Origin of the sequence: Shinella sp. (assembly GCF_035998705.1) — a bacterium.
Taxonomy (GTDB): domain Bacteria; phylum Pseudomonadota; class Alphaproteobacteria; order Rhizobiales; family Rhizobiaceae; genus Shinella.
In genome coordinates, this window is sequence record NZ_DASYHH010000014.1 from 112,144 (window position 1) to 131,842 (window position 19,699).

Sequence of the window (19,699 nt, forward strand, 5' to 3'; positions counted from 1 at the left end):
GCGGGTGAGAGCCCGCACTAGCCGGCCTTCGCCGCGGCAAGCTGGCGGTGCATTTCCTCGTCGTCGATGGCGGTGGCGCGCTTGCTGGCCGGGCGTTCCTTCAGCCGGTCCCAATAGGCCTTGAATTCCGGCCGGGGCTCCAGCGTGCCGAACTGCAGGCCCCAGCTGATATGGGCGCCGACATAGACATCGGCGGCGGTGAAGCTGTCGCCGGTGATGTAGGGATGCTGCGTCACCGCATAGGCGAGGGTGTCCATCACCGATTCGTAGCTACCGCAGCCGATGCTGCGGTGGCGCTCCTTCGGCACCTCCAGCCCGAAGGCCTTGATCGACACCGCCATTTCGAGCGGCCCGGCGGCGAAGAACAGCCAGCGGTAATAGTCGCCGCGCTGGTCGGTCGGCGGTGCGAGGCCGGCCTCCGGAAAGGCATCGGCGAGGTAGGCACAGATCGCAGCGGCTTCCGTCACGATGGTCTTGCCGTGGCGGATGCAGGGCACCTTGCCCATCGGATTGACCGCCAGATAGCGGGGCGACTTCATCGATCCGTCGAAGGTCAGCCATTCCGTGCGATAGGGCGCGCCGACTTCCTCCAGCATCCAGCGGGCAATGCGCGCGCGCGACATGGGATTGGCATAGAAAACCAGGTCCTCGGCCATGCTGTTCTCCTCTCGAATGGTGGACGGGAGGATAGGGCGCTGGGTTGCCGCCGCAAGGGCGGGCAAAGAAAAAGGCCCGGTTGCGGAGCAGCCGGGCCTTTTTCTCTTTGGAAAGCCATTTCAGTCGACAAAGACCTCGCGGCGCAGCATTTCCCAGCTGTCCTTGTCCGGCGCCACCAGCAGGCCGCCTTCGATATGGTGCGGCAGGTAGGGCGAGCCGTCGAAGCGGGCGGCGTAGGCGCCGGCTTCCTGGGCGATCAGCGTGCCGGCCAGGTGATCCCAGGGCATCAGCTTGTTGTACATGAGGTAATGCAGGTGGCCGCCGGCGAAGGTGCGGTATTCGTGCGCCGCGCAGCGATAGTTCGAAACGAAGGCGACCTTGGCAAGGTTCGACAGGATGCGGGCGCGCCGCGCGCGATCGAGGAAGCTGGTGGAGGCCATGCCGGTCATCGCTTCGAGCGGAGCCGCCCCGCGCGTCTTCAGCTTGACGGCCGGGCGGTGATCGCCGGTCTGCCAGGCGCCGCCGCCCTTTTCCGCCATCACGAAATCATCGCCCATCGGGTCGTAGATGATGCCGCCGACGGTCTCGCCGCCGGAGACGATGGCCGCCATGACGCCGAAGAGCGGCACGCCGGAGGCGAAGTTGAAGGTGCCGTCGATCGGATCGACGACGATGGCGGTCTCGGCACGGCCAAGCTTCGACAGCAGCGCCGGATCGGCCGCGACCGATTCTTCACCGACGAAGAGCACGCCCGGGAACTGCGCCGCCACTTCCTTCTTGATGAAGCGTTCGGCCGCTTCGTCGGCCTCCGTCACCAGGTCGTTGGCATCCGCCTTGGTGCGGATGTCGCTCTTGGCAAGGGCGCGAAAGCGCGGGCGGATTTCGGCCTCGGCCGCCTGTGCAAGCACCAGCGCCAGGGCATTGATGTCGATCGTCGTCATTCGTGTCTTACCGTTTCGAGGGAGGAGAAATCGAAAAGTTTCGGGTCGAGAAGATGGGACGGGTTGGTATGGCCAAGCGCCCGCAGCATGGCGTCCTTGCGGCCAGGCATGCGCGTCTCGATATCGGCCAGCATCGCCTTCATCGCATTGCGCTGGAGGCCGTCCTGCGAGCCGCAGAGATCGCAGGGAATGATCGGGAACTGCATGGCGGCCGCGAATTTCGCGAGATCCTCCTCCGCCGCATAGGCGAGCGGGCGCAGCACCATCAGGTCGCCCTCGTCGTTCAGAAGCTTCGGCGGCATGGCGGCGAGCCGGCCGCCATGGAAGAAGTTCATGAAGAAGGTTTCGAGAATGTCTTCCCGGTGATGGCCGAGCACCAGCGCGTCGCAGCCCTCTTCGCGGGCGATACGATAGAGGTTGCCACGCCGGAGCCTTGAGCAGAGCGAACAATAGGTCGCACCGGCCGGCACCTTCTCCTTCACGATGGAATAGGTGTCGCGGTATTCGATACGGTGCTTGATGCCGATCGAGGACAGGTATTCCGGCAGGATGTGTTTTGGAAAATTCGGCTGGCCCTGGTCGAGATTGCAGGCGATGAGCTCCACCGGCAGCAGGCCGCGCCATTGCAGGTCCATCAGCAGGGCCAGCAGGCCATAACTGTCCTTGCCGCCGGAGACGCCGACGAGCCAGCGCTTCTGGCCCTTCAGCATGGAAAAGTCGTCCATCGCCTGGCGCACCTGCCGCAGCAGGCGCTTGCGCAGCTTGTTGAAGGAAACGCTCCTGGGCGCATCCGCAAAGAGCGGATGACGGCCGTCATCCGCTGTGTCGTCTTCCGTGTCTGCAAATGCGAGGGTCATGGGTTTGCAATGCCCCGAACGCGCCGCACAATCAAGCCCCGAAGACCGACCAGCCCGTCCGCGCCGCCAGCATTTCCAGCGCCAGCGAGCCGAGCAACGAGTTGCCGTTGTCGTTGAGCCCGGGCGACCAGACCGCAACGGACGCCTTGCCCGGTGCCACGGCGAGAATGCCGCCGCCGACGCCGCTCTTGCCCGGCAGGCCGACGCGATAGGCGAAATCGCCCGAACCGTCATAGTGGCCGCAGGTCAGCATCAGCGCGTTGATGCGCCGCGCCCGCATATGCGAGACGACCCGGTGTCCGGTCAGCGGATTGGTGCCGCTATTGGCGAGGAACAGCCCCGCCTTGGCGAGCTGCCGGCAGCTCATCGCCAGCGCGCATTGGTGGAAATAGACCCCGAGCACCAGTTCGGCCGCGTGGTCCAGCTTGCCGAAGGAGCGCATGAAATTGGCGAGCGCGAAATTGCGGAAACCCGTCGCCTGCTCGGACCGCGCTACGGCCTGGTCGATGATGATGTCGTCCTCATCCGCGAGGTAGCGCAGGAAGCGCACGATCTCGCCGATCGCCTCCTTCGGCGTATGGCCGGCCAGAACGAGGTCCGTGATGGCGATCGCGCCGGCATTGATGAAGGGATTGCGCGGGATGCCGCCCTCGTGCTCCAGCTGGACGATGGAGTTGAAGGCGGATCCCGATGGCTCGCGCCCGACCCGCTTCCAGATCGCCTCGCCATGTTTGCCGAGCGCCAGCGTCAGGGTGAAAACCTTGGAAATGCTCTGGATCGAGAAGGCTTCTTGCGCGTCACCCGCGAGATAGGTCGTGCCATCGACCGTCGCCACCGCAATGCCGAACTTCTGCGGATCGACATGCGCAAGCTGCGGGATGTAGTTCGCCACCCGTCCTTCGCCGCGCCGTGGCGAGAGCGTCGCATGGATCTCGTCGACGATAGCCTGCAAATCCGTCAATCTGATTTCCCCCAAAGAAAAAGCCGCCAATCTCTTGGCGGCTTTTCCGATTTGCGCAAGGTGTCGAGCGCGATTAACGCGAGTAGAATTCGACGACCAGGTGCGGTTCCATGACGACGGCGTAGGGCACGTCGGAGAGAACCGGAATGCGGACGAAGGTGGCGACCATCTTGTTGTGATCGACTTCGATATAGTCCGGAACGTCGCGTTCAGCGAGGCCGACGGATTCCAGAACCGTGACGAGCTGCTTGGACTTTTCCTTGACTTCGATGACGTCGCCCGGCTTGCAGCGGTAGGAACCGATGTTGACGCGGACGCCGTTGACCTTGACGTGGCCGTGGTTGACGAACTGACGGGCAGCGAAGACCGTCGGAACGAACTTGGCGCGGTAGACGATCGCGTCGAGGCGCGATTCGAGCAGGCCGATCAGGTTTTCCGGGGTGTCGCCCTTGCGGCGTTCGGCTTCAGCGAAGATCGCGCGGAACTGCTTCTCGCGGATATCGCCATAGTAGCCCTTCAGCTTCTGCTTGGCGCGGAGCTGAACACCGAAGTCCGAAAGCTTGGACTTGCGGCGCTGGCCGTGCTGGCCCGGGCCGTATTCGCGGCGGTTGACCGGGGACTTCGGACGGCCCCAGATGTTTTCGCCCATGCGGCGGTCGATTTTGTACTTGGATGCAGCGCGCTTGCTCATCGCATTTCCTTTAGTCTTGTTATCGCCTGCCCGTTGCCGGACCGGCTGAAGGAAACACGCCCTCCTCTGAACCTTTTCGAGGCTCCGACAGGCTTCTCACGATCGCGACCGGAGAATCCACGGGACATGTCAAATGAAACACCGGACATTGCTGCCCGGCGTTGGCGGGTCATTAGGCGGGTTTCACAATTTTGTCAACGCGCGGAAGCCGAGAAATCCGACTATTCCGCCGCATCACGGTGGGAATCCGTCAGGTCCGGCCCGTTGGCGTCACCCGGCTTCGTCTCGCAGCCGAGATCCGGGAAGGCGACGATGCGGTGGCCGGCGAGGTCGCTGTGCACCACGACCAGCCCCTGTTCCTCGAAATAGCCGAGCAAACGCCGTGCACGGCGGGCGGAATGGGTGCCGTAGGCGCGCGCGATCATCGCGTCCGACGGGCAGGCAAGGCCGCGAACGGCGGCTTGCGCGACGAGCAGGAAGACGCCCTGCAGGTCCTCGGTGACGCTGCGCGACAGATCGAGCGCCTTCGCCCAGATCTCCGTTCCCGCCGTCTCGGCATCGACGCCGGAGCGCGCGACCGCCATCTTGCGACGGAAGGCGGGCAGCGAGAGCGGCGCGCCGGGCACGCGGCGGATGCGGCAGCGCACGAGGAAATCCTGGAACAGTTCGGCATCGGCCCGAAACGCCGCATCGGGATGGCCGAGGATTTCGGCGAGCGTGCGGTCGAGCAGGTCTTCGCGCTCCTCGGCGGAGATTTCGGGCGCCGCCGCCTTCGCCGGTTCCGCCACCGGCTCCGGCCGGGCGCGGGACAATTCGGCGAGGATGTCCGTCGTCGGCCGTGGCGCCGGCGGCGCGCGGCGCACCAGCGGGCGTGAAAACTCTTCCGGGTCGGGCGTGAAGATTAGGTCTTCGACATCCTGCGGTGCATCCGGCAGCGGCATCAGCTTGGGGCTGGTCGAGCGCGCCGACGTTTCCACGGCGCCGATCTCCACCGGCAGCGGGCGGCGCGACAGCGCCGGCCCGAGCGCCACGAAGGAGCCGCGCGGCAAATCGCGGAACATTTCCGCCTGCCTTCGGTCGAGGCCGAGCAGGTCGGCGGCGCGCGCCATGTCGATATCGAGGAAGGTGCGGCCCATCAGGAAGTTGGAGGCTTCCGCCGCCACGTTCTTGGCGAGCTTGGCGAGGCGCTGCGTGGCGATGACGCCGGCAAGGCCGCGTTTTCGGCCGCGGCACATCAGGTTGGTCATGGCGCCGAGCGAGAGTTTTCGCGCTTCCTCGGAGACTTCGCCGCTGACGGCCGGTGCAAAGAGTTGCGCCTCGTCGACGACGACGAGCACCGGATACCAGAAGTCGCGGTCCGCATCGAAGAGCGCATTGAGGAAGATGCCGGCGGCGCGCATCTGCTCGTCGGCCTCAAGCCCTTCGAGCGAGAGCACGCAGGAGACGCGGTGCTGGCGGATGCGGGTTGCGATGCCGACGAGCTCGGCTTCCGTACGCTCGCCGTCGACGACGACGTGGCCGAATCGGTCCGACAGCGTGACGAAATCGCCTTCCGGATCGATGATGACCTGCTGCACCCATTGCGCGGATTGTTCGAGCAGGCGTCGCAGCAGATGCGACTTGCCGGAGCCCGAATTGCCCTGCACCAGCAGGCGCGTCGCCAGCAGTTCCTCGATATCGAGCCTGGCCGGTGCGCCGCCCTGCACCGTTCCCATGTCGATGCCGACCTTCATGCTATCCTCGTCTTTTCAAATGATCGATTCGCCCGGCCGCCACCGGGCAACCGGGGAGCCCTAGCACGAAATCCGCGCCCGCGACGCCCGGCGTTCGAAAAACCCACAAGGAAAGCCGCGTCAGACGACGCGCAGCCCGAAACCCTGCATCAGCCGGCGGGTGGAGAAATCGGGGTTGCCGGAGGTGAAGACGGCGATGTCCTCGCCCGGTGCCAGCGTTTCGAGCGGCGGCACGAGCCGGCGGGCCTGCCGGGCGATGGCTTCTGCCGGGTCGAGCCAGTCGACCGGCCACGGGGCGAGCTTGCGGAAGAGGTTCGCCATGAAGGGATAATGCGTGCAGGCCAGCACGACGATATCCGTCTTGCGCCCGTCCTGTTCGATGAAACATTGCGCGATCTCGGCGCGCACCGCGTCGTTGGCGAGCGTTTCGCCGCGGATATAGGCCTCTGCCATGGGCGCAAGCCGTTCCGAGCCGACGAGGCGCACGTCGCATTGGCTGGCGAAGGACTGGATGAGGTCGCGCGTATAGGCGCGCTTGACCGTGCCGGGCGTGGCGAGCACCGAGACGAGGCCGGAGCGTGTGCGCTCGGCGGCCGGCTTGATGGCGGGCACCGTTCCGACGAAGGGCATGGCGGGAAAGGCGGCGCGCAGATCCGCCCCCACCAGCGTGAAGGCGGTGTTGCAGGCGATGACGCAGATTTCCGGGTCGTGCTCGGCGAGCAGCTTGCCGAAGAGCAAGATGACATGCGCCTTCAGCGCCGGCTCCTCCCAGGGACCGTATGGAAAGCCGGCATCGTCCGCGACATAGATGAAATGCCGCTCCGGCATCAGCACGCGGGCCTCGCGCAGCACGGTGAGGCCGCCGATGCCGCTGTCGAAAACGAGGATGGGTTTTGCGCTATTCGTCGTCACTTGGCACCTTGGGCCGGCGGTTGCGCGTACGGTTCGGGTTCACCGCGCCGCGCGGCGATTCCGGGGTGAAACGATCGAGGCAGGAGATGATGCCGCGCAGCACCTGGATCTCCGTGCCGGTAAAGGAGGGACGCGTCAGGATGGCGCGCAGGTTCTCCACCAGTTTGGGCTTTTTTTCGGCAGGCCGGAAATAACCGCGCGCGTCAAGCGTCTCCTCGACATGGTCGAACAGGCCCTGCAACTCTTCCTTCTTGGCCGGGCGCTGCGGCAGCGCGTCGAACGGCGTGTCCTCGACGGAGGCAAGGCCGCTCTTCATCCACTCGTAGCTCATCAGGAGCACGGCCTGCGCGAGATTGAGCGAGGCGAAGGCGGGGTTGACCGGGAAGGTCACCAGTTCGTCGGCAAGCGCGATTTCCTCGTTGGTGAGGCCGGTGCGTTCGCGGCCGAAGAGAATGCCGGTCTTTTCGCCCGCCCGGAAACGTACGCGCAGGTCATCGGCGGCAACGACCGGCGAGCGGACTTCCTTGTAGCCGTAGCGGTCGCGCGCGGTCGTCGCATAGACGAATTCGAGATCGGCGACGGCCGCCTCCAGCGAGGGATAGACCTTGGCCGCCTCGATGACATGGTCGGCCTTGCTGGCGGCGGAGATCGCCTTCTCGCTCGGCCAGCCGTCACGCGGGTTGACCAGGCGCAATTCGGCAAGGCCGAAATTCGCCATGGCGCGCGCCACCATGCCGATATTTTCGCCCAGTTGCGGATGAACGAGGATGATCGCCGGTCCTTCGGCGATCATCGTGCGTTCGCTGTTCGTGCCTGCCATGCCCATGTTTCCCTAAAAAGTCGGGTCTCACTGGCACAAATGCCTGAAAATGAAAAGCGGCAGCCGCCTATTCCGGGTTTTCCTCTGCCGTGCCGCTCCCGCCATTGGCGCCCTCCTGGGCAATCTCCTGCAACTCCTTCTTCAGCGACGCGGCCTCCTCGAAGCTCGGACGCTCGATATCGTCGACGACCGCGCGGCCGTCCTCGTCGATGACCTTGAAGACGAGCTTTTCCGGCTCCCAGTCGGCGGCGCGCTCGCCAAAACAATGGCTGTTGTCGAAGGTCACCGTCACGTCTTCCGCGCCATCCGCGGGCTGGCCTTCCGTCACGGTGATGTCCTTCAGCGCGCAGCCGTCCTGGCCGCCGATGATCGGGTCGTAATCGAAGGGCGAGCCGCCGTCGTCATAGGCGGGGTACTTCGCGGCTTCCTTGTACCTGGCGACGAAATCCTTGCTGTAGAGCCGCGTCAGAAAATCCTCGGAGAAATAATCGGTATAGGGCGGCGGGGTGTCGCTGTCGGTGCCCATATCCTGCCAGTTGGTGGTCGCCGCGGACATGATTTCCGAGACCGGCGCCTTATAGTCGGCCGCCTCAGCGGAAACGGGAAGCAGAAGGACGAGCGCAACGAGACCGAAACGCGACATGACATTCTCCATTGGGTGACGGCAGGCCCGGATGGGCGCCGTGAGCGAACGTTCCTGGAACGGAATTTTGGCGAAACTTATTCCGTTCGCCGGCGAAAATAAACCGCCTCATCCGATCGTTGGCTTTGCCTTGCCGGCCTTGGATGCTATAGGGCCAATCGGTTCTTTCAAGTCCACGATCCGGGGCACGAAGCCCCTACAAAACACGAGGCTCTCCATGGCAAAGATCAAGGTCGCCAACCCCGTCGTCGAGCTCGACGGCGACGAGATGACGCGCATCATCTGGCAGTTCATCAAGGACAAGCTGATCCATCCCTACCTGGACGTCGACCTCGAGTATTACGATCTCGGCATGGAAAACCGCGACGCCACCGACGACCAGGTGACGATCGATGCGGCCAACGCCATCAAGAAGCACGGCGTCGGCGTCAAGTGCGCGACGATCACCCCGGACGAAGCCCGCGTCGAGGAATTCAAGCTGAAGAAGATGTGGAAGTCGCCGAACGGCACGATCCGCAACATCCTCGGCGGCGTGATCTTCCGGGAGCCGATCATCTGCAAGAACGTGCCGCGCCTCGTGCCCGGCTGGACCAAGCCGATCATCGTCGGCCGCCACGCCTTCGGCGACCAGTACCGCGCCACCGATTTCAAGTTCCCCGGCAAGGGCAAGCTGACGATGAAGTTCGTCGGCGAGGACGGCAAGGAAATCGAATATGACGTGTTCGATGCCCCGTCCGCCGGTGTCGCCATGGGCATGTACAACCTCGACGATTCGATCACCGAATTCGCCCGCGCCTCGCTGAACTACGGTTTGCAGCGCAAGGTGCCGGTCTATCTCTCGACCAAGAACACCATCCTGAAAGTCTATGACGGCCGCTTCAAGGACATCTTCCAGGAGGTCTTCGACAAGGAATTCGCCGAAAAATTCAAGGAAGCGAAGATCTGGTACGAACACCGCCTGATCGACGACATGGTTGCCTCGGCGCTGAAATGGTCCGGCGGCTATGTCTGGGCCTGCAAGAACTATGACGGCGACGTGCAGTCGGACATCGTGGCGCAGGGTTTTGGCTCGCTCGGCCTGATGACCTCGGTGCTGATGACGCCGGACGGCCAGACGGTGGAAGCCGAAGCTGCGCACGGCACGGTGACGCGCCACTATCGCCAGCACCAGAAGGGCGAGGAGACCTCGACCAACTCGATCGCCTCGATCTTCGCCTGGACGCGCGGCCTCGCGCACCGCGCCAAGCTGGACAACAATGCCGAGCTCGCACGCTTCGCCGACACTCTGGAAAAGGTCTGCGTCGACACGGTCGAATCCGGCTTCATGACGAAGGACCTGGCCCTTCTCATCGGCCCCGACCAGCCCTGGCTTTCCACCACCGGCTTCCTCGACAAGATCGACGAAAACCTCCGCAAGGCCATGGCGGCCTGAGCCAAACGATCTCCCGAAAGCCCGGCCTCGCGCCGGGCTTTTTTATGAAATAAATAAACCTCCACCTTTGGTGGAGGTCATGACTTTGTCTCCAAACCTCTCCTCCGCCATCCTCGGGTCAAGCCCGACCACGACGACGGAGAGGTATGGAGCGGGCTTCAAACCGCCTTGTTATGCGGCTGGAACAGCTTGCCGTGTTCGGCGATCAGCACGAAGATCAGGCCGATGACCGACAGTATGAAGAAGCCCATGACGAGCGGCAGGGCGGTGCCGTTGAAGGCCTGGCCGATGATTGCGCCGATCAAGGCGCCGCCGGCCGTTCCCATGAAGCCGAGAACGGAGGAAGCCGTGCCGGCGACGTGGCCGAGCGGCTCCATGGCCAGCGAGTTGAAGTTCGAGCCGATCCAGCCGAACTGGAACATGGCGAGCGCGAACAGCACGATGAAGATCGCGAAGGGCACATGCGTCGGCCAGACGAGCGTCAGGCCAAGCCAAAGCGTGTTGACGGCAAGGAAGCCGATGAGCGCGCCATGCGACAGCCGGCGCATGCCGAACCGGCCGACGAGCCGCGCATTGACGAAGGACGACAGCGCCATGAAGGCGGCGACGCCGGCAAAGGCGACCGGGAACCAGACGCCGAGGCCGTAGATGCCGACATAGATCTGCTGCGCGGAGTTGATGAAGCCGAAGAGCGCCCCGAAGATGAAGGTGCTCGCCAGCGTGTAGCAGAGCGCCACGCGGTTGGTCAGGACGATGCGAAAGCCTTGCAGGACCGAGCTCACGGTGAAGGGGCGCACGTCATCGGCATGCAGCGTTTCCGGCAGGCGGAAATACATCCACGCCCAGACGGCGGCAGCCATGACCGCCATGAAGACGAAGATCAGGTGCCAGTCGCCGAACAGCATGACGACCTGGCCGGTGCCCGGCGCCAGCACCGGCACGACCATGAAGACCATCATGATGAGCGACATGACCTCCGCCATCGCGCGGCCGCCGAAAATGTCGCGGACGATCGAGATTGTGATGACGCGCATGGCGGCCGAGCCGATGCCCTGGATGAAGCGCAGCGCCAGCAGGGCCGCAAAACTCGGCACCAGGATCGCGGCAAGCGACGAGACGATGTAGATCGCAAGGCCGAAGAACATGGGAATGCGCCGGCCGAACCGGTCGGAGATCGGGCCATAGGCAAGCTGCGCGAAGGCGAAGCCGATCAGGTAGGCGGAGATGACATATTGCCGGTGGTTCTCGTTCTCGACGCCGAGGCTGGCGCCGATCTCCTGCAGGCCGGGCAGCATGATGTCGATGGCGAGTGCATTGAGCGCCATCAGCAGCGCCATGAGCGCAATGAATTCTATCTTGCCCATGCCTTTGAGGCGCTGGGCCGATTCGGGGGAAAGTCCGGACATACGAATTTATTCCATAAAAGAGAGAAGGCGCCGCGGGGAATGCGGCGCCTTTAATAGCTTGGCCGGCCGGAAGGACCGTGAAGCGTCAGGCAGCGCCCTTGATCGAGATACCCTGTTCCTGAAGATGGGACTGCAATTCGCCCGACTGGAACATCTCGCGAACGATGTCGCAACCGCCGACGAATTCACCCTTCACATAAAGCTGCGGGATGGTCGGCCAGTTGGAATAGTCCTTGATGCCCTGGCGGATGTCGGCGTCGGCGAGCACGTTGATGCCCTTGTAGTCCACACCCACATAGTCGAGGATCTGCACGACCTGACCGGAGAACCCACACTGCGGGAATTCCGGCGTGCCCTTCATGAAGATGACGACGTCGTTGTTCTTTACTTCGTTTGCGATGAAATCGTGGATGCTCATTGCAGTCTTCCTTGGCAAATCGGCTTCAAGGGCCGATGCGATGAACCGTCCGCCCTAGATAACAATCTCGGATGACAATTGCCAGAAGGCCCTCAGAAAAAACGCGAGGACGTGTGCTTCATGCCCAAGTGTGGCGAAGACGATACGCAATCAGCCGATATGCCAAGCCGCCAGACAGCCCGCCGACGACCGCAAAGAAGTTCAAGCTGCTGCCCGGTGATACACCGGAGACTGCCAGCAAGAAGTGATCGACCAACAGCACGGACACCATGCCATCGAGGCCGCCTGCAAGAATGAAAAAGAGCCAACTCCGCAAATCGAATGCGCGAGCAATCAGCACCGTGGCGACAAATCCGGGAAGAGCGCAGACAAATGTGTAAGCGGATCCCATGATAAACATCATGAACAACTGAAAAAGGAACCGCTCATTTCCCGTCGGCAGTCCCACCATGGCAATCACAACGACCGACGCAATCAAAACGGCAACAAGATAGCCGCTGATGACACGAAGGAAACCGGGTTGTGTGTTGGCGCTCGATACGGACGTCGTCGCTTCTGTCACGTCTAACGCCCGTTATCTTTAAGACACAGCCGCAGGCCCGCCGTCAGCGGGCGCGCTGGCGCGAGCGGCTGGCAGCGGTGCGGCGGCGGCTCACCTGCTTGCGCGGGCGCCGGGCCGGCTTCTTCGCCGCCGGCTTCAGCACGGATTCGAGGATGTCGCCAAGAAGTCCGCCGGAGGCGGCCTTCTTGCGCGTCGTCGTCTTGCGTTTCGTGCGCTTGGCTGTTGTCTTGCGCACGCCGGTCTTCTTCAGCACCTCCTTGAGGGCTGCATCGACGACACCGGAGACGAGTTCATCGAGGAGACCGGCCATGGCGGATTACTCCGGAATGGAGGTCTGGAGGGCGAGCGCGTGCAGCACCCCGCCCATATTGCCCTTCAGGGCGTCATAGACCATCTGGTGCTGCTGCACGCGGGTCTTGCCGCGAAACGCTTCCGCGACGACCTCGGCCGCATAGTGGTCGCCATCGCCGGCCAGATCGCGGATGACAACCTTCGCGCCGGGAATGCCGGACTTGATCATGTCTTCGATATCGCCGGGTGACATAGGCATGTGGACTGCTCCCTTAACAATTATTCCGCGGCGGCAGCGGCGTTGCCGTTGCCATCCATGAAGTCAGGGAACCACGATTCATGGGTGTTGCGCAATTGCTCAATGGTGAGCGACAGGCGGCCTTCCACGATGAGCGCTTCGCCGCCGACCGTGCCGAGACGGCGGAACGGCACGCCCGCACCCTCGGCATTGGCGCTGAGGAAGTTGGCGAGATCGGCCGGGACGGCGATCACGTAGCGCGCCTGGTCTTCGCCGAAAAGAAGCGCATGCGCCGGGCCGTTCGAACCCGAAAGATCGATCGTGGCGCCCCTGCCGGAGGACATCGCCATTTCGGCAAGTGCGACCACGAGGCCGCCCGAGGAAATGTCGTGGCAGGCGGTGACCTGGCCGTTGCGGATGGCCGAGCGTACGAAATCGCCGTTGCGGCGTTCGGCGTGCAGGTCGACGTCCGGTGCCGGGCCGTCGACGATGCCGAGCACGTCGCGCAGATAGACGGACTGGCCGAGATGGCTGCCGTCGACGCCGATGAGGATCAGCTGGTCGCCGTCCTTCGCGCCGCCGATCTTGGCCATGGTGGACCAGTCCGGCAGCAGGCCGACGCCGGCAATGGTGGGGGTCGGCAGGATCGCGATGCCGTTCGTCTCGTTGTAGAGCGAGACGTTGCCGGAGACGATCGGGAAATCGAGCGCGCGGCAGGCTTCGCCGATGCCCTGGATGGCCTTGACGAGCTGGCCCATGATTTCCGGCTTTTCCGGGTTGCCGAAGTTCAGGTTGTCCGTCGAGGCAAGGGGCTCGGCGCCGGTTGCCGTGATGTTGCGCCAGCACTCGGCGACGGCCTGCTTGCCGCCTTCGAAGGGATCGGCCTCGACATAACGCGGCGTCACGTCGGAGGAGAAGGCGAGCGCCTTGGTGGCATGGCCTTCGACGCGCACGACGCCGGCATCGCCGCCGGGGATCTGCAAGGAATTGCCCTGGATCAGCGTGTCATACTGCTCGTAGACCCAGCGCCGGCTCGACTGGTTCGGCGAACCGACGAGCGTCAGAACGGCTTCGTTGTAGTCGGTCGGCTCGGCCACCAGATTGGCCGGCAGCGGCGAGGGCTTGCCGGGCTCGCGCCACGGGCGGTCGTATTCCGGCGCCTGGTCGCCCAGGTCCTTGATCGGCAGGTTCGCGACTTCCTCGCCCTGGTGCAGGATGCGGAAGCGCAGATCGTCCGTCGTGTAGCCGACGATGGCGAAGTCGAGGCCCCACTTGACGAAGATCGCCTTGGCGACCTCTTCCTTGGCGGGCTCCAGAACCATGAGCATGCGCTCCTGGCTTTCCGACAGCATCATCTCGTAAGCGGTCATCTGCTCTTCGCGCACCGGCACGAGATCGAGGTTAAGCTCGATGCCGAGGTCGCCCTTGGCGCCCATTTCGACGGCCGAGCAGGTGAGGCCGGCAGCACCCATGTCCTGGATGGCGATGACGGCGCCGGTCTGCATCAGTTCGAGGCAGGCTTCCAAAAGGCACTTTTCGGTGAAGGGGTCGCCGACCTGCACGGTCGGGCGCTTCTCTTCGATCGATTCATCGAACTCGGCCGATGCCATGGTGGCGCCGCCGACGCCGTCACGGCCGGTCTTGGCGCCGAGATAGACGACGGGCAGGCCGACGCCCTTGGCTTCCGACAGGAAGATCGCGTTGGACTTGGCAAGGCCCGCCGCAAAGGCGTTGACGAGGATATTGCCGTTGTAGCGCTCGTCGAACTCGACTTCGCCGCCGACCGTCGGCACGCCGAAGGAATTGCCGTAGCCGCCCACACCGGCGACGACGCCGGACACGAGGTGGCGGGTCTTCGGATGGTCCGGGGCGCCGAAGCGCAGCGCATTCATCGCTGCGACCGGGCGCGCGCCCATGGTGAAGACGTCGCGCAGGATGCCGCCGACGCCGGTCGCAGCACCCTGGTAGGGCTCGATATAGGAGGGGTGGTTGTGGCTCTCCATCTTGAAAACCACGCAGTCGCCGTCGTCGATATCGACCACGCCGGCATTTTCGCCCGGGCCCTGGATGACGCGCGGACCCTTGGTCGGCAGCGTACGTAGCCAGCGCTTGGAGGACTTGTACGAGCAGTGCTCGTTCCACATGGCGGAGAAGATGCCGAGTTCGGTGAAGGTCGGTTCGCGGCCGATCAGCGAGAGGATGCGGTCATATTCATCCGGCTTCAGCCCGTGGGCGGCAATCAGCTCCGGGGTGATCGGGCGGGTGTTCGAAATGGTCATCGTCGCTCGTCTTGTCGGTGGAGGGCAGCTTTGCGGTCTCTTTACCTCATGCTGCTTTGCAGTGCGACAGGAAAATGACCTGCAATCACAGCCGAACGAGGCCGTCAGGCGAGGCTGTCGTAACCGGTCGGGCCATGGACGAGCAGGCGGCGAAGGCGTGTCAGGCCGGACACGACATCCTCACGGTTTTCCGGCGGGGAGAAGCCGATGCGGACGCGGTGAAACGTCTTCTCCGAGCGGCCGGCCTTGAACTCGTCCTCGTCGTCGATGAGGATATCCTCGGCGAACGCGGCCTGGCGGAACGTGCCGGACAGCCAGGGATCGGGCAGCTTCAGCCAGAGGAACGGCACGCGCGGATGGGACGCGAAGTCCAGCCCGGCGAAAATCTCCCGCGCGGTCGCCTCGCGCGCCTGCACCTCATCGGAGACGGCGCTGCGGATGGCATCGGCCGTGCCTGAAAGCACGAGGCGGGCGGCGACTTCGGCCAGCAGGAAGGGCAGGCCACCGCTCACCATCTTGTGGGCGATGCGCACGCGCTGCGCCAGATGCGGCGGGCAGGCGATCCAGCCGCCGCGCACACCGGCAGCCACGCTTTTCGACAGGCCGCCGACGAGGAAGGTCCGGTCCGGTGCGATTTCTGCCAGCAGCGGAATGCCGTTGTCCACGGTGGCGCCGTAGAGATTGTCCTCGATCAGCCAGACATTGTGCCGCTTGGCGATCGCCGCGATGGCGCGGCGGCGGTCCTCCGGCATGGTGGCGAGCGTCGGGTTCTGCGCGGCGCTCATCAGGAAGGCGAGCTTCGGGTGCTGCTGCACGCAGACCCGCTCGAAATCGTCCGGGATCACACCGTAGGCATCCGATTCGACGAGCGCCGTCTGGCGGCCGAGGAGGGCGGTGCCGCGGCTGACCTGGGAATAGGTGAGGTGCTCGAAGACGATGCGGTCGCCGGGCGCGGTGATGACGGAGACGGCCGCGATGATGCCCGCATGCGCGCCGAGCGTCGGCACGATGCTGTCGATGCCGGGCTGCCAGCTGCCGCTGCCGAGCCAGCGCTGGCCGGCCTCCAGCCAGTGGCGCGGGAAGTTGCGCGTGTAGCTCGCAATCTCGTTCGGCTGCTCCCGGCAGATCGCCGCCAGAATATCGGTGACGGCGGCGGATTGCCCGATATCGGTCGCCGCGGTCGTGTCGAAGCGCAGTTTGCCGGGTGGGGCGTTGGCCGCGCGCGTGCCGGCGAGCCTCGCGCTGACCGGATCGACGGCAGGGGAGGGATTGTGCTCCGATGTCCCGAGCACATAGGTGCCGCGCCCGACTTCGCCGCTGACGAGGCCCCGCTCGCGCACCATGCTGTAGGCGCGGCTCACAGTGCCGATGGTGACGCCGATATCATAAGCGAGGTTGCGCTGCGGTGGCAGCTTGCTGCCGGAGGCGAGCGAACCGGTATTGATCGCCTGCTCGATCTGGTCGGCAATACGGACATAGAGCGGCCCGTCGGAGGCCTGGAGATCGGGGAGCCAATTTGTCATGGTGGCAATTCTTATATTGCGCCGCCGACAGAGTCAATTATCTCTTGAATGTATCGATTGCCACTATTGAAGCGGCTTCTCAGGAGAATTGACGATGACAATTGATACAATATTTGCCGAAGCGACCCTCAGGCCTCGAAGGTCCTTGCGGACAATCGCATACCGCGGCTGGCTGGCCTTGCGTGCCCACTTCATCAAGCGGCGCACGCGTCTTGCCTTGCTGAACCTCACCGATGACGAGCTGCTGGATATCGGCATCACCCGCACCGAGGCGCACCGCGAGGTCGGCAAATCGTTCTACTGGGATTGAGCTTTGGTGCTCAGCAGCCCTTGCCGCCGCCGGCCCAGCGGTTGACATCGGTCGCGATGCGCGCACCGACGGCTTCGCCCATCATCGGGCCGAAGGCATCGAGCTTTGCCGGGTTGCCTTCCGCCTGGACGACCAGCAGCGGACGGGATTCCGGCGAATTGCGGTGCACGACGAGGATGCGCGGGCGGCCGGAGAAGGAGTTCAGTTCCGGCGCGAGGCGATAGGCCTTGAAGGCCGGGTCGCCCGACTTGAACCAGCAGCTGTTTGCGGCGAGCGCCACGCGCTCCATGGTCGGCAGCGCGCCGCCATTGACCTTTGGCGCCGGGGTCTTCGTCTGGCAAGCCGCCAGAGCCGCAATAGCGGCGAGCGGCAGGAGAAGCTTGGCGGGGAGAAGAGGGCGCATGAACAACCTTTCGGGAATGGACGTGCGCCCTTGATAACAAGCGTGCGTTAAGCAGCGATTACGTCGAGCACCGATGCGAAGAGGCCGCGGCCGTCCGAGCCGCCATGCGCAGCTTCGATCAGGTTTTCCGGATGCGGCATCAGGCCGAGCACGTTGCCCTTCGCGTTGATGACGCCGGCAATGTCGTTCAGCGAGCCGTTCGGGTTGGTGCCGTCAGCATAGCGGAACACCACCTGGCCATTGCCTTCGATCGCGGCGAGCGTCTCGGCATCGGCAAAGAAGTTGCCGTCGTGGTGGGCGACCGGGCAGCGGATGATCTGGCCCTTGTCATAGGCGCGGGTGAAGTCTGTCTCGGCATTCGCCACTTCCAGCTTCACTTCGCGGCAGACGAATTTCAGCGAGGCATTGCGCATCAGCGCGCCCGGCAAGAGGCCCGCTTCGAGCAGGATCTGGAAGCCGTTGCACACGCCCAGAACCTTCACGCCGGCTTCCGCCTTCGCCTTGATCGCCTGCATGACCGGCATGCGGGCGGCAATCGCGCCGCAGCGCAGGTAATCGCCATAGGAGAAGCCGCCCGGGATGACGATCAGGTCGACATCCGGCAGGTCCGTTTCCGTCTGCCAGACGGTGACCGGTGCTACGCCGGAAATCTTGGTCAGCGCCGCGATCATGTCGCGGTCGCGGTTGAGGCCGGGAAGTTGGACGACGGCGGACTTCATGGGTGTGGTTCAAACCTTGCCTGGGCCTCGGCGAGTTCACGCAGTTCGAGGCGGTTTTCGATACGGTCGAGGCGTTGTTCTATATGTGCAATGGAGCCGCGCATATTGTTGACGTCACCTTGCAGGCTGTGAATCTGACCGCGAATGATGAGGTTGTCGTTGCGCAGGTCGCTGATGGCGTTGTCGATCTTATCGAAACGTGTATGCATCCGGCGCAACAGCTCGTGCAGCAAGTCCTGTGTCACATCCTGCGTCATCTCTATCCCTTTCAACCGTCAGGCGAGGGCGATAGTATAGTTCTCGATTACCGTGTTGGCCAGCAGCTTGTCGCACATCGCCTTGAGGTCGGCTTCGGCCTTGGCGCGGTCGGCGGTGGCGAGTTCCAGGTCGAAAACCTTGCCTTGGCGGATGGCGCCGACGCCCTCGAAGCCGAGGCTGCCGAGCGCGCCTTCGATCGCCTTGCCCTGCGGGTCCAGAACACCGTTCTTGAGCGTCACCGTTACGCGTGCCTTGATCATGTCTTCCTCTTCAAACCAAATATGTTCGGCCGGCCGGTGAAGGGTTACTTCACCAGGACCGGGCCGGTGCCGCGCACGGGCTCGTTCTCGTTGATGATGCCCAGGCGCCGGGCGACTTCCTGATAGGCTTCCAGCAGACCGCCGAGATCGCGGCGGAAACGGTCCTTGTCCATCTTTTCCTGGGTCGCGATGTCCCACAGGCGGCAGCTGTCCGGCGAAATCTCGTCGGCGATGATGATGCGCATCATGTCGCCTTCATAGAGGCGGCCGCATTCGATCTTGAAATCGACGAGCTGGATGCCGACGCCGAGGAAGAGGCCGGAGAGGAAGTCGTTGACGCGGATGGCGAGCGCCATGATGTCGTCGAGTTCCTGGGGGCTCGCCCAGCCGAAGGCGGTGATGTGCTCTTCGGAGACCATCGGGTCCTCGAGCGCATCGGCCTTGAAGTAGAATTCGATGATGGAGCGGGGAAGGACAGTGCCTTCCTCGATGCCGAGGCGCTTGGAGAGCGAGCCGGCGGCGACGTTGCGCACGACCACTTCGAGCGGGATGATCTCGACTTCCTTGATCAGCTGCTCGCGCATGTTGAGGCGGCGGATGAAGTGGGTCGGGATGCCCATCTTGTTGAGCTGCGTGAAGAGGAACTCGGAGATGCGGTTGTTCAGCACGCCCTTTCCGTCGATGACATCGTGTTTCTTCTTGTTGAAGGCGGTCGCATCGTCCTTGAAGAACTGGATCAGCGTGCCTGGCTCGGGGCCTTCATAAAGAATCTTGCCCTTGCCCTCGTAGATACGGCGGCGACGGTTCATGGTTTTTTCTCTGTTGTTGGCGCGCTTGGGGCCGCGCAGGTGTCGTTCGTTTGCGCTCCCATAAACGAAATGCCGCAGATTAACAATCGGCGTCTCATGCGATCCCCCGATTTCCGGCCTTTCCTGGAACTTCCGAAGTCACGAAAGTTCGCGTTGCACTTTTGTCGTCGTTTTGATTTATGGGCGAGGAACCCTACGGGAAAAAGAATCTACGGGAGTCATGAATGACCAACATGCAGGATCGGGAAAAGGCCTTCGAGGCCAAGTTCGCGCTGGACGAGGAACTGCGCTTCAGGGCCGAGGCACGCCGCAACAAGCTCGTCGGCCTCTGGGCTGCCGGCCTGCTCGGCAAGACGGATGCCGACGCGGACAGCTATGCGAGGGACGTCGTCGCCGCCGATTTCGAGGAAGTCGGCCATGAGGACGTCGTGCGCAAGATCAAGGCCGATTTCGACGCTGCCGGCGTTGCCCGCAGCGAAGACGAAATCCGCGTGCAGATGCTCGAGCTTCTCGCCGTCGCCATCGCACAGGTCGAAGCCAGCTGATCGGTTGGTGCAGTGACGCATTTGAAGCCGT

General features: G+C 63.8%; 24 protein-coding genes. 3 read left to right on the plus strand and 21 right to left on the minus strand.

The genetic code is table 11. The annotated features are described in order from the left end of the window. Window positions 1-17: 17 nt before the first annotated feature. The 9 genes from VGN93_RS12055 to VGN93_RS12095 form a co-directional block, all read right to left on the minus strand. The gene (locus VGN93_RS12055) at window positions 18-656 is read right to left on the minus strand and encodes a glutathione S-transferase family protein (protein WP_327507683.1); all 639 of its coding nucleotides are present in this window, start codon (window positions 654-656) and stop codon (window positions 18-20) included. 120 nt (window positions 657-776) lie between these two features. Next, the gene (locus VGN93_RS12060; protein WP_327507684.1) at window positions 777-1,598 is read right to left on the minus strand and encodes an inositol monophosphatase; all 822 of its coding nucleotides are present in this window, start codon (window positions 1,596-1,598) and stop codon (window positions 777-779) included. Further along, window positions 1,595-2,455 carry a tRNA 2-thiocytidine(32) synthetase TtcA gene (gene ttcA, locus VGN93_RS12065; protein ID WP_327507685.1) on the minus strand — a complete coding sequence of 287 codons (861 nt, stop codon included), beginning with the start codon at window positions 2,453-2,455 and terminating at the stop codon, window positions 1,595-1,597. The genes VGN93_RS12060 and ttcA overlap by 4 nt, the downstream gene beginning before the upstream one ends. Window positions 2,456-2,486: 31 nt before the next feature. Beyond that, window positions 2,487-3,416 carry a glutaminase gene (locus tag VGN93_RS12070; RefSeq protein ID WP_327507686.1) on the minus strand — a complete coding sequence of 310 codons (930 nt, stop codon included), beginning with the start codon at window positions 3,414-3,416 and terminating at the stop codon, window positions 2,487-2,489. Window positions 3,417-3,489: 73 nt separating this feature from the next. Continuing rightward, on the minus strand, window positions 3,490-4,107 hold the full coding sequence (gene rpsD / locus VGN93_RS12075) for a 30S ribosomal protein S4 (RefSeq protein ID WP_069058975.1): 618 nt from the start codon (window positions 4,105-4,107) through the stop codon (window positions 3,490-3,492). Window positions 4,108-4,328: 221 nt separating this feature from the next. Beyond that, entirely contained in the window at window positions 4,329-5,840 is a 1,512-nt protein-coding gene (locus VGN93_RS12080; RefSeq protein WP_327507687.1) for an ATP-binding protein, read from the minus strand. 120 nt (window positions 5,841-5,960) lie between these two features. After that, complete coding sequence (gene murI / locus VGN93_RS12085; protein WP_327507688.1) at window positions 5,961-6,752, minus strand: glutamate racemase; 792 nt, start codon at window positions 6,750-6,752, stop codon at window positions 5,961-5,963. Next, entirely contained in the window at window positions 6,739-7,572 is an 834-nt protein-coding gene (locus VGN93_RS12090; RefSeq protein ID WP_327507689.1) for an RNA methyltransferase, read from the minus strand. Before VGN93_RS12090 ends, murI begins: the two co-directional genes overlap by 14 nt. A gap of 67 nt (window positions 7,573-7,639) precedes the next feature. After that, window positions 7,640-8,215, minus strand: a complete 576-nt coding sequence (locus VGN93_RS12095) for a hypothetical protein (protein ID WP_327507690.1) — start codon at window positions 8,213-8,215, stop codon at window positions 7,640-7,642. 217 nt (window positions 8,216-8,432) lie between these two features. Here VGN93_RS12095 and VGN93_RS12100 point away from each other — a divergent pair, with 217 nt between their 5' ends. After that, window positions 8,433-9,647 (plus strand): NADP-dependent isocitrate dehydrogenase, encoded by a 1,215-nt coding sequence (locus VGN93_RS12100; protein WP_319321644.1) that lies wholly within the window; start codon window positions 8,433-8,435, stop codon window positions 9,645-9,647. Between the two features lie 158 nt (window positions 9,648-9,805). On the opposite strand, the gene VGN93_RS12105 is transcribed toward VGN93_RS12100, so the two are convergent. The 7 genes from VGN93_RS12105 to VGN93_RS12135 all read right to left on the minus strand — a co-directional run bounded on the left by VGN93_RS12105 (window position 9,806) and on the right by VGN93_RS12135 (window position 16,364). Continuing rightward, complete coding sequence (locus VGN93_RS12105) at window positions 9,806-11,011, minus strand: multidrug effflux MFS transporter (protein WP_319321893.1); 1,206 nt, start codon at window positions 11,009-11,011, stop codon at window positions 9,806-9,808. A 127-nt stretch (window positions 11,012-11,138) separates the two neighbouring features. Next, on the minus strand, window positions 11,139-11,471 hold the full coding sequence (gene grxD, locus VGN93_RS12110; RefSeq protein WP_319321642.1) for a Grx4 family monothiol glutaredoxin: 333 nt from the start codon (window positions 11,469-11,471) through the stop codon (window positions 11,139-11,141). A gap of 118 nt (window positions 11,472-11,589) precedes the next feature. Then, window positions 11,590-12,033, minus strand: a complete 444-nt coding sequence (locus VGN93_RS12115) for a hypothetical protein (protein WP_327507691.1) — start codon at window positions 12,031-12,033, stop codon at window positions 11,590-11,592. A 43-nt stretch (window positions 12,034-12,076) separates the two neighbouring features. After that, a complete protein-coding gene (locus tag VGN93_RS12120; protein WP_327507692.1) occupies window positions 12,077-12,343 on the minus strand; it encodes a hypothetical protein in 267 nt (88 codons plus the stop codon). A gap of 6 nt (window positions 12,344-12,349) precedes the next feature. Continuing rightward, a complete protein-coding gene (locus VGN93_RS12125; RefSeq protein WP_256115719.1) occupies window positions 12,350-12,583 on the minus strand; it encodes a BolA family transcriptional regulator in 234 nt (77 codons plus the stop codon). A gap of 20 nt (window positions 12,584-12,603) precedes the next feature. Further along, complete coding sequence (purL, locus tag VGN93_RS12130; protein WP_327507693.1) at window positions 12,604-14,841, minus strand: phosphoribosylformylglycinamidine synthase subunit PurL; 2,238 nt, start codon at window positions 14,839-14,841, stop codon at window positions 12,604-12,606. Window positions 14,842-14,945: 104 nt separating this feature from the next. Further along, window positions 14,946-16,364: a PLP-dependent aminotransferase family protein gene (locus VGN93_RS12135; protein WP_327507694.1), complete on the minus strand. Its 1,419-nt coding sequence runs from the start codon at window positions 16,362-16,364 to the stop codon at window positions 14,946-14,948. A 145-nt stretch (window positions 16,365-16,509) separates the two neighbouring features. On the opposite strand from VGN93_RS12135, the gene VGN93_RS12140 reads away from it, so the two are divergent. Beyond that, entirely contained in the window at window positions 16,510-16,674 is a 165-nt protein-coding gene (locus VGN93_RS12140; protein ID WP_414714086.1) for a DUF1127 domain-containing protein, read from the plus strand. Window positions 16,675-16,684: 10 nt separating this feature from the next. Here VGN93_RS12140 and VGN93_RS12145 read toward each other — a convergent pair whose 3' ends face one another. The 5 genes from VGN93_RS12145 to purC are packed head-to-tail and all read right to left on the minus strand — an operon-like array spanning window position 16,685 to window position 19,123. Beyond that, the gene (locus VGN93_RS12145; RefSeq protein WP_319321623.1) at window positions 16,685-17,077 is read right to left on the minus strand and encodes a hypothetical protein; all 393 of its coding nucleotides are present in this window, start codon (window positions 17,075-17,077) and stop codon (window positions 16,685-16,687) included. Window positions 17,078-17,124: 47 nt separating this feature from the next. Continuing rightward, window positions 17,125-17,796, minus strand: coding sequence for a phosphoribosylformylglycinamidine synthase subunit PurQ (gene purQ / locus VGN93_RS12150; RefSeq protein WP_327507696.1), 672 nt, complete (start codon window positions 17,794-17,796; stop codon window positions 17,125-17,127). After that, window positions 17,793-18,053, minus strand: coding sequence for a hypothetical protein (locus VGN93_RS12155; RefSeq protein ID WP_319321617.1), 261 nt, complete (start codon window positions 18,051-18,053; stop codon window positions 17,793-17,795). Before VGN93_RS12155 ends, purQ begins: the two co-directional genes overlap by 4 nt. 18 nt (window positions 18,054-18,071) lie before the next feature. Beyond that, window positions 18,072-18,314, minus strand: a complete 243-nt coding sequence (purS, locus tag VGN93_RS12160; RefSeq protein ID WP_256115726.1) for a phosphoribosylformylglycinamidine synthase subunit PurS — start codon at window positions 18,312-18,314, stop codon at window positions 18,072-18,074. A 44-nt stretch (window positions 18,315-18,358) separates the two neighbouring features. Continuing rightward, window positions 18,359-19,123 (minus strand): phosphoribosylaminoimidazolesuccinocarboxamide synthase, encoded by a 765-nt coding sequence (purC, locus tag VGN93_RS12165; RefSeq protein ID WP_256115728.1) that lies wholly within the window; start codon window positions 19,121-19,123, stop codon window positions 18,359-18,361. A 224-nt stretch (window positions 19,124-19,347) separates the two neighbouring features. Here purC and VGN93_RS12170 point away from each other — a divergent pair, with 224 nt between their 5' ends. Continuing rightward, window positions 19,348-19,668 (plus strand): DUF1476 domain-containing protein, encoded by a 321-nt coding sequence (locus VGN93_RS12170; protein ID WP_319321611.1) that lies wholly within the window; start codon window positions 19,348-19,350, stop codon window positions 19,666-19,668. Window positions 19,669-19,699 lie beyond the last annotated feature (31 nt).

Bases quoted from the DNA above. Each gene is read 5' to 3' on its own strand.
- VGN93_RS12155 (WP_319321617.1), bottom strand. From the start codon at position 18,053: ATGACGCAGGATGTGACACAGGACTTGCTGCACGAGCTGTTGCGCCGG.
- VGN93_RS12135 (WP_327507694.1), bottom strand. From the start codon at position 16,364: ATGACAAATTGGCTCCCCGATCTCCAGGCCTCCGACGGGCCGCTCTAT.
- purQ (WP_327507696.1), bottom strand. From the start codon at position 17,796: ATGAAGTCCGCCGTCGTCCAACTTCCCGGCCTCAACCGCGACCGCGAC.
- grxD (WP_319321642.1), bottom strand. From the start codon at position 11,471: ATGAGCATCCACGATTTCATCGCAAACGAAGTAAAGAACAACGACGTC.
- purS (WP_256115726.1), bottom strand. From the start codon at position 18,314: ATGATCAAGGCACGCGTAACGGTGACGCTCAAGAACGGTGTTCTGGAC.
- VGN93_RS12055 (WP_327507683.1), bottom strand. From the start codon at position 656: ATGGCCGAGGACCTGGTTTTCTATGCCAATCCCATGTCGCGCGCGCGC.
- VGN93_RS12125 (WP_256115719.1), bottom strand. From the start codon at position 12,583: ATGCCTATGTCACCCGGCGATATCGAAGACATGATCAAGTCCGGCATT.
- VGN93_RS12090 (WP_327507689.1), bottom strand. From the start codon at position 7,572: ATGGCAGGCACGAACAGCGAACGCACGATGATCGCCGAAGGACCGGCG.
- VGN93_RS12095 (WP_327507690.1), bottom strand. From the start codon at position 8,215: ATGTCGCGTTTCGGTCTCGTTGCGCTCGTCCTTCTGCTTCCCGTTTCC.
- purC (WP_256115728.1), bottom strand. From the start codon at position 19,123: ATGAACCGTCGCCGCCGTATCTACGAGGGCAAGGGCAAGATTCTTTAT.
- VGN93_RS12100 (WP_319321644.1), top strand. From the start codon at position 8,433: ATGGCAAAGATCAAGGTCGCCAACCCCGTCGTCGAGCTCGACGGCGAC.
- purL (WP_327507693.1), bottom strand. From the start codon at position 14,841: ATGACCATTTCGAACACCCGCCCGATCACCCCGGAGCTGATTGCCGCC.
- VGN93_RS12105 (WP_319321893.1), bottom strand. From the start codon at position 11,011: ATGGGCAAGATAGAATTCATTGCGCTCATGGCGCTGCTGATGGCGCTC.
- VGN93_RS12120 (WP_327507692.1), bottom strand. From the start codon at position 12,343: ATGGCCGGTCTCCTCGATGAACTCGTCTCCGGTGTCGTCGATGCAGCC.
- VGN93_RS12060 (WP_327507684.1), bottom strand. From the start codon at position 1,598: ATGACGACGATCGACATCAATGCCCTGGCGCTGGTGCTTGCACAGGCG.
- ttcA (WP_327507685.1), bottom strand. From the start codon at position 2,455: ATGACCCTCGCATTTGCAGACACGGAAGACGACACAGCGGATGACGGC.
- VGN93_RS12145 (WP_319321623.1), bottom strand. From the start codon at position 17,077: ATGCGCCCTCTTCTCCCCGCCAAGCTTCTCCTGCCGCTCGCCGCTATT.
- VGN93_RS12170 (WP_319321611.1), top strand. From the start codon at position 19,348: ATGACCAACATGCAGGATCGGGAAAAGGCCTTCGAGGCCAAGTTCGCG.
- VGN93_RS12080 (WP_327507687.1), bottom strand. From the start codon at position 5,840: ATGAAGGTCGGCATCGACATGGGAACGGTGCAGGGCGGCGCACCGGCC.
- rpsD (WP_069058975.1), bottom strand. From the start codon at position 4,107: ATGAGCAAGCGCGCTGCATCCAAGTACAAAATCGACCGCCGCATGGGC.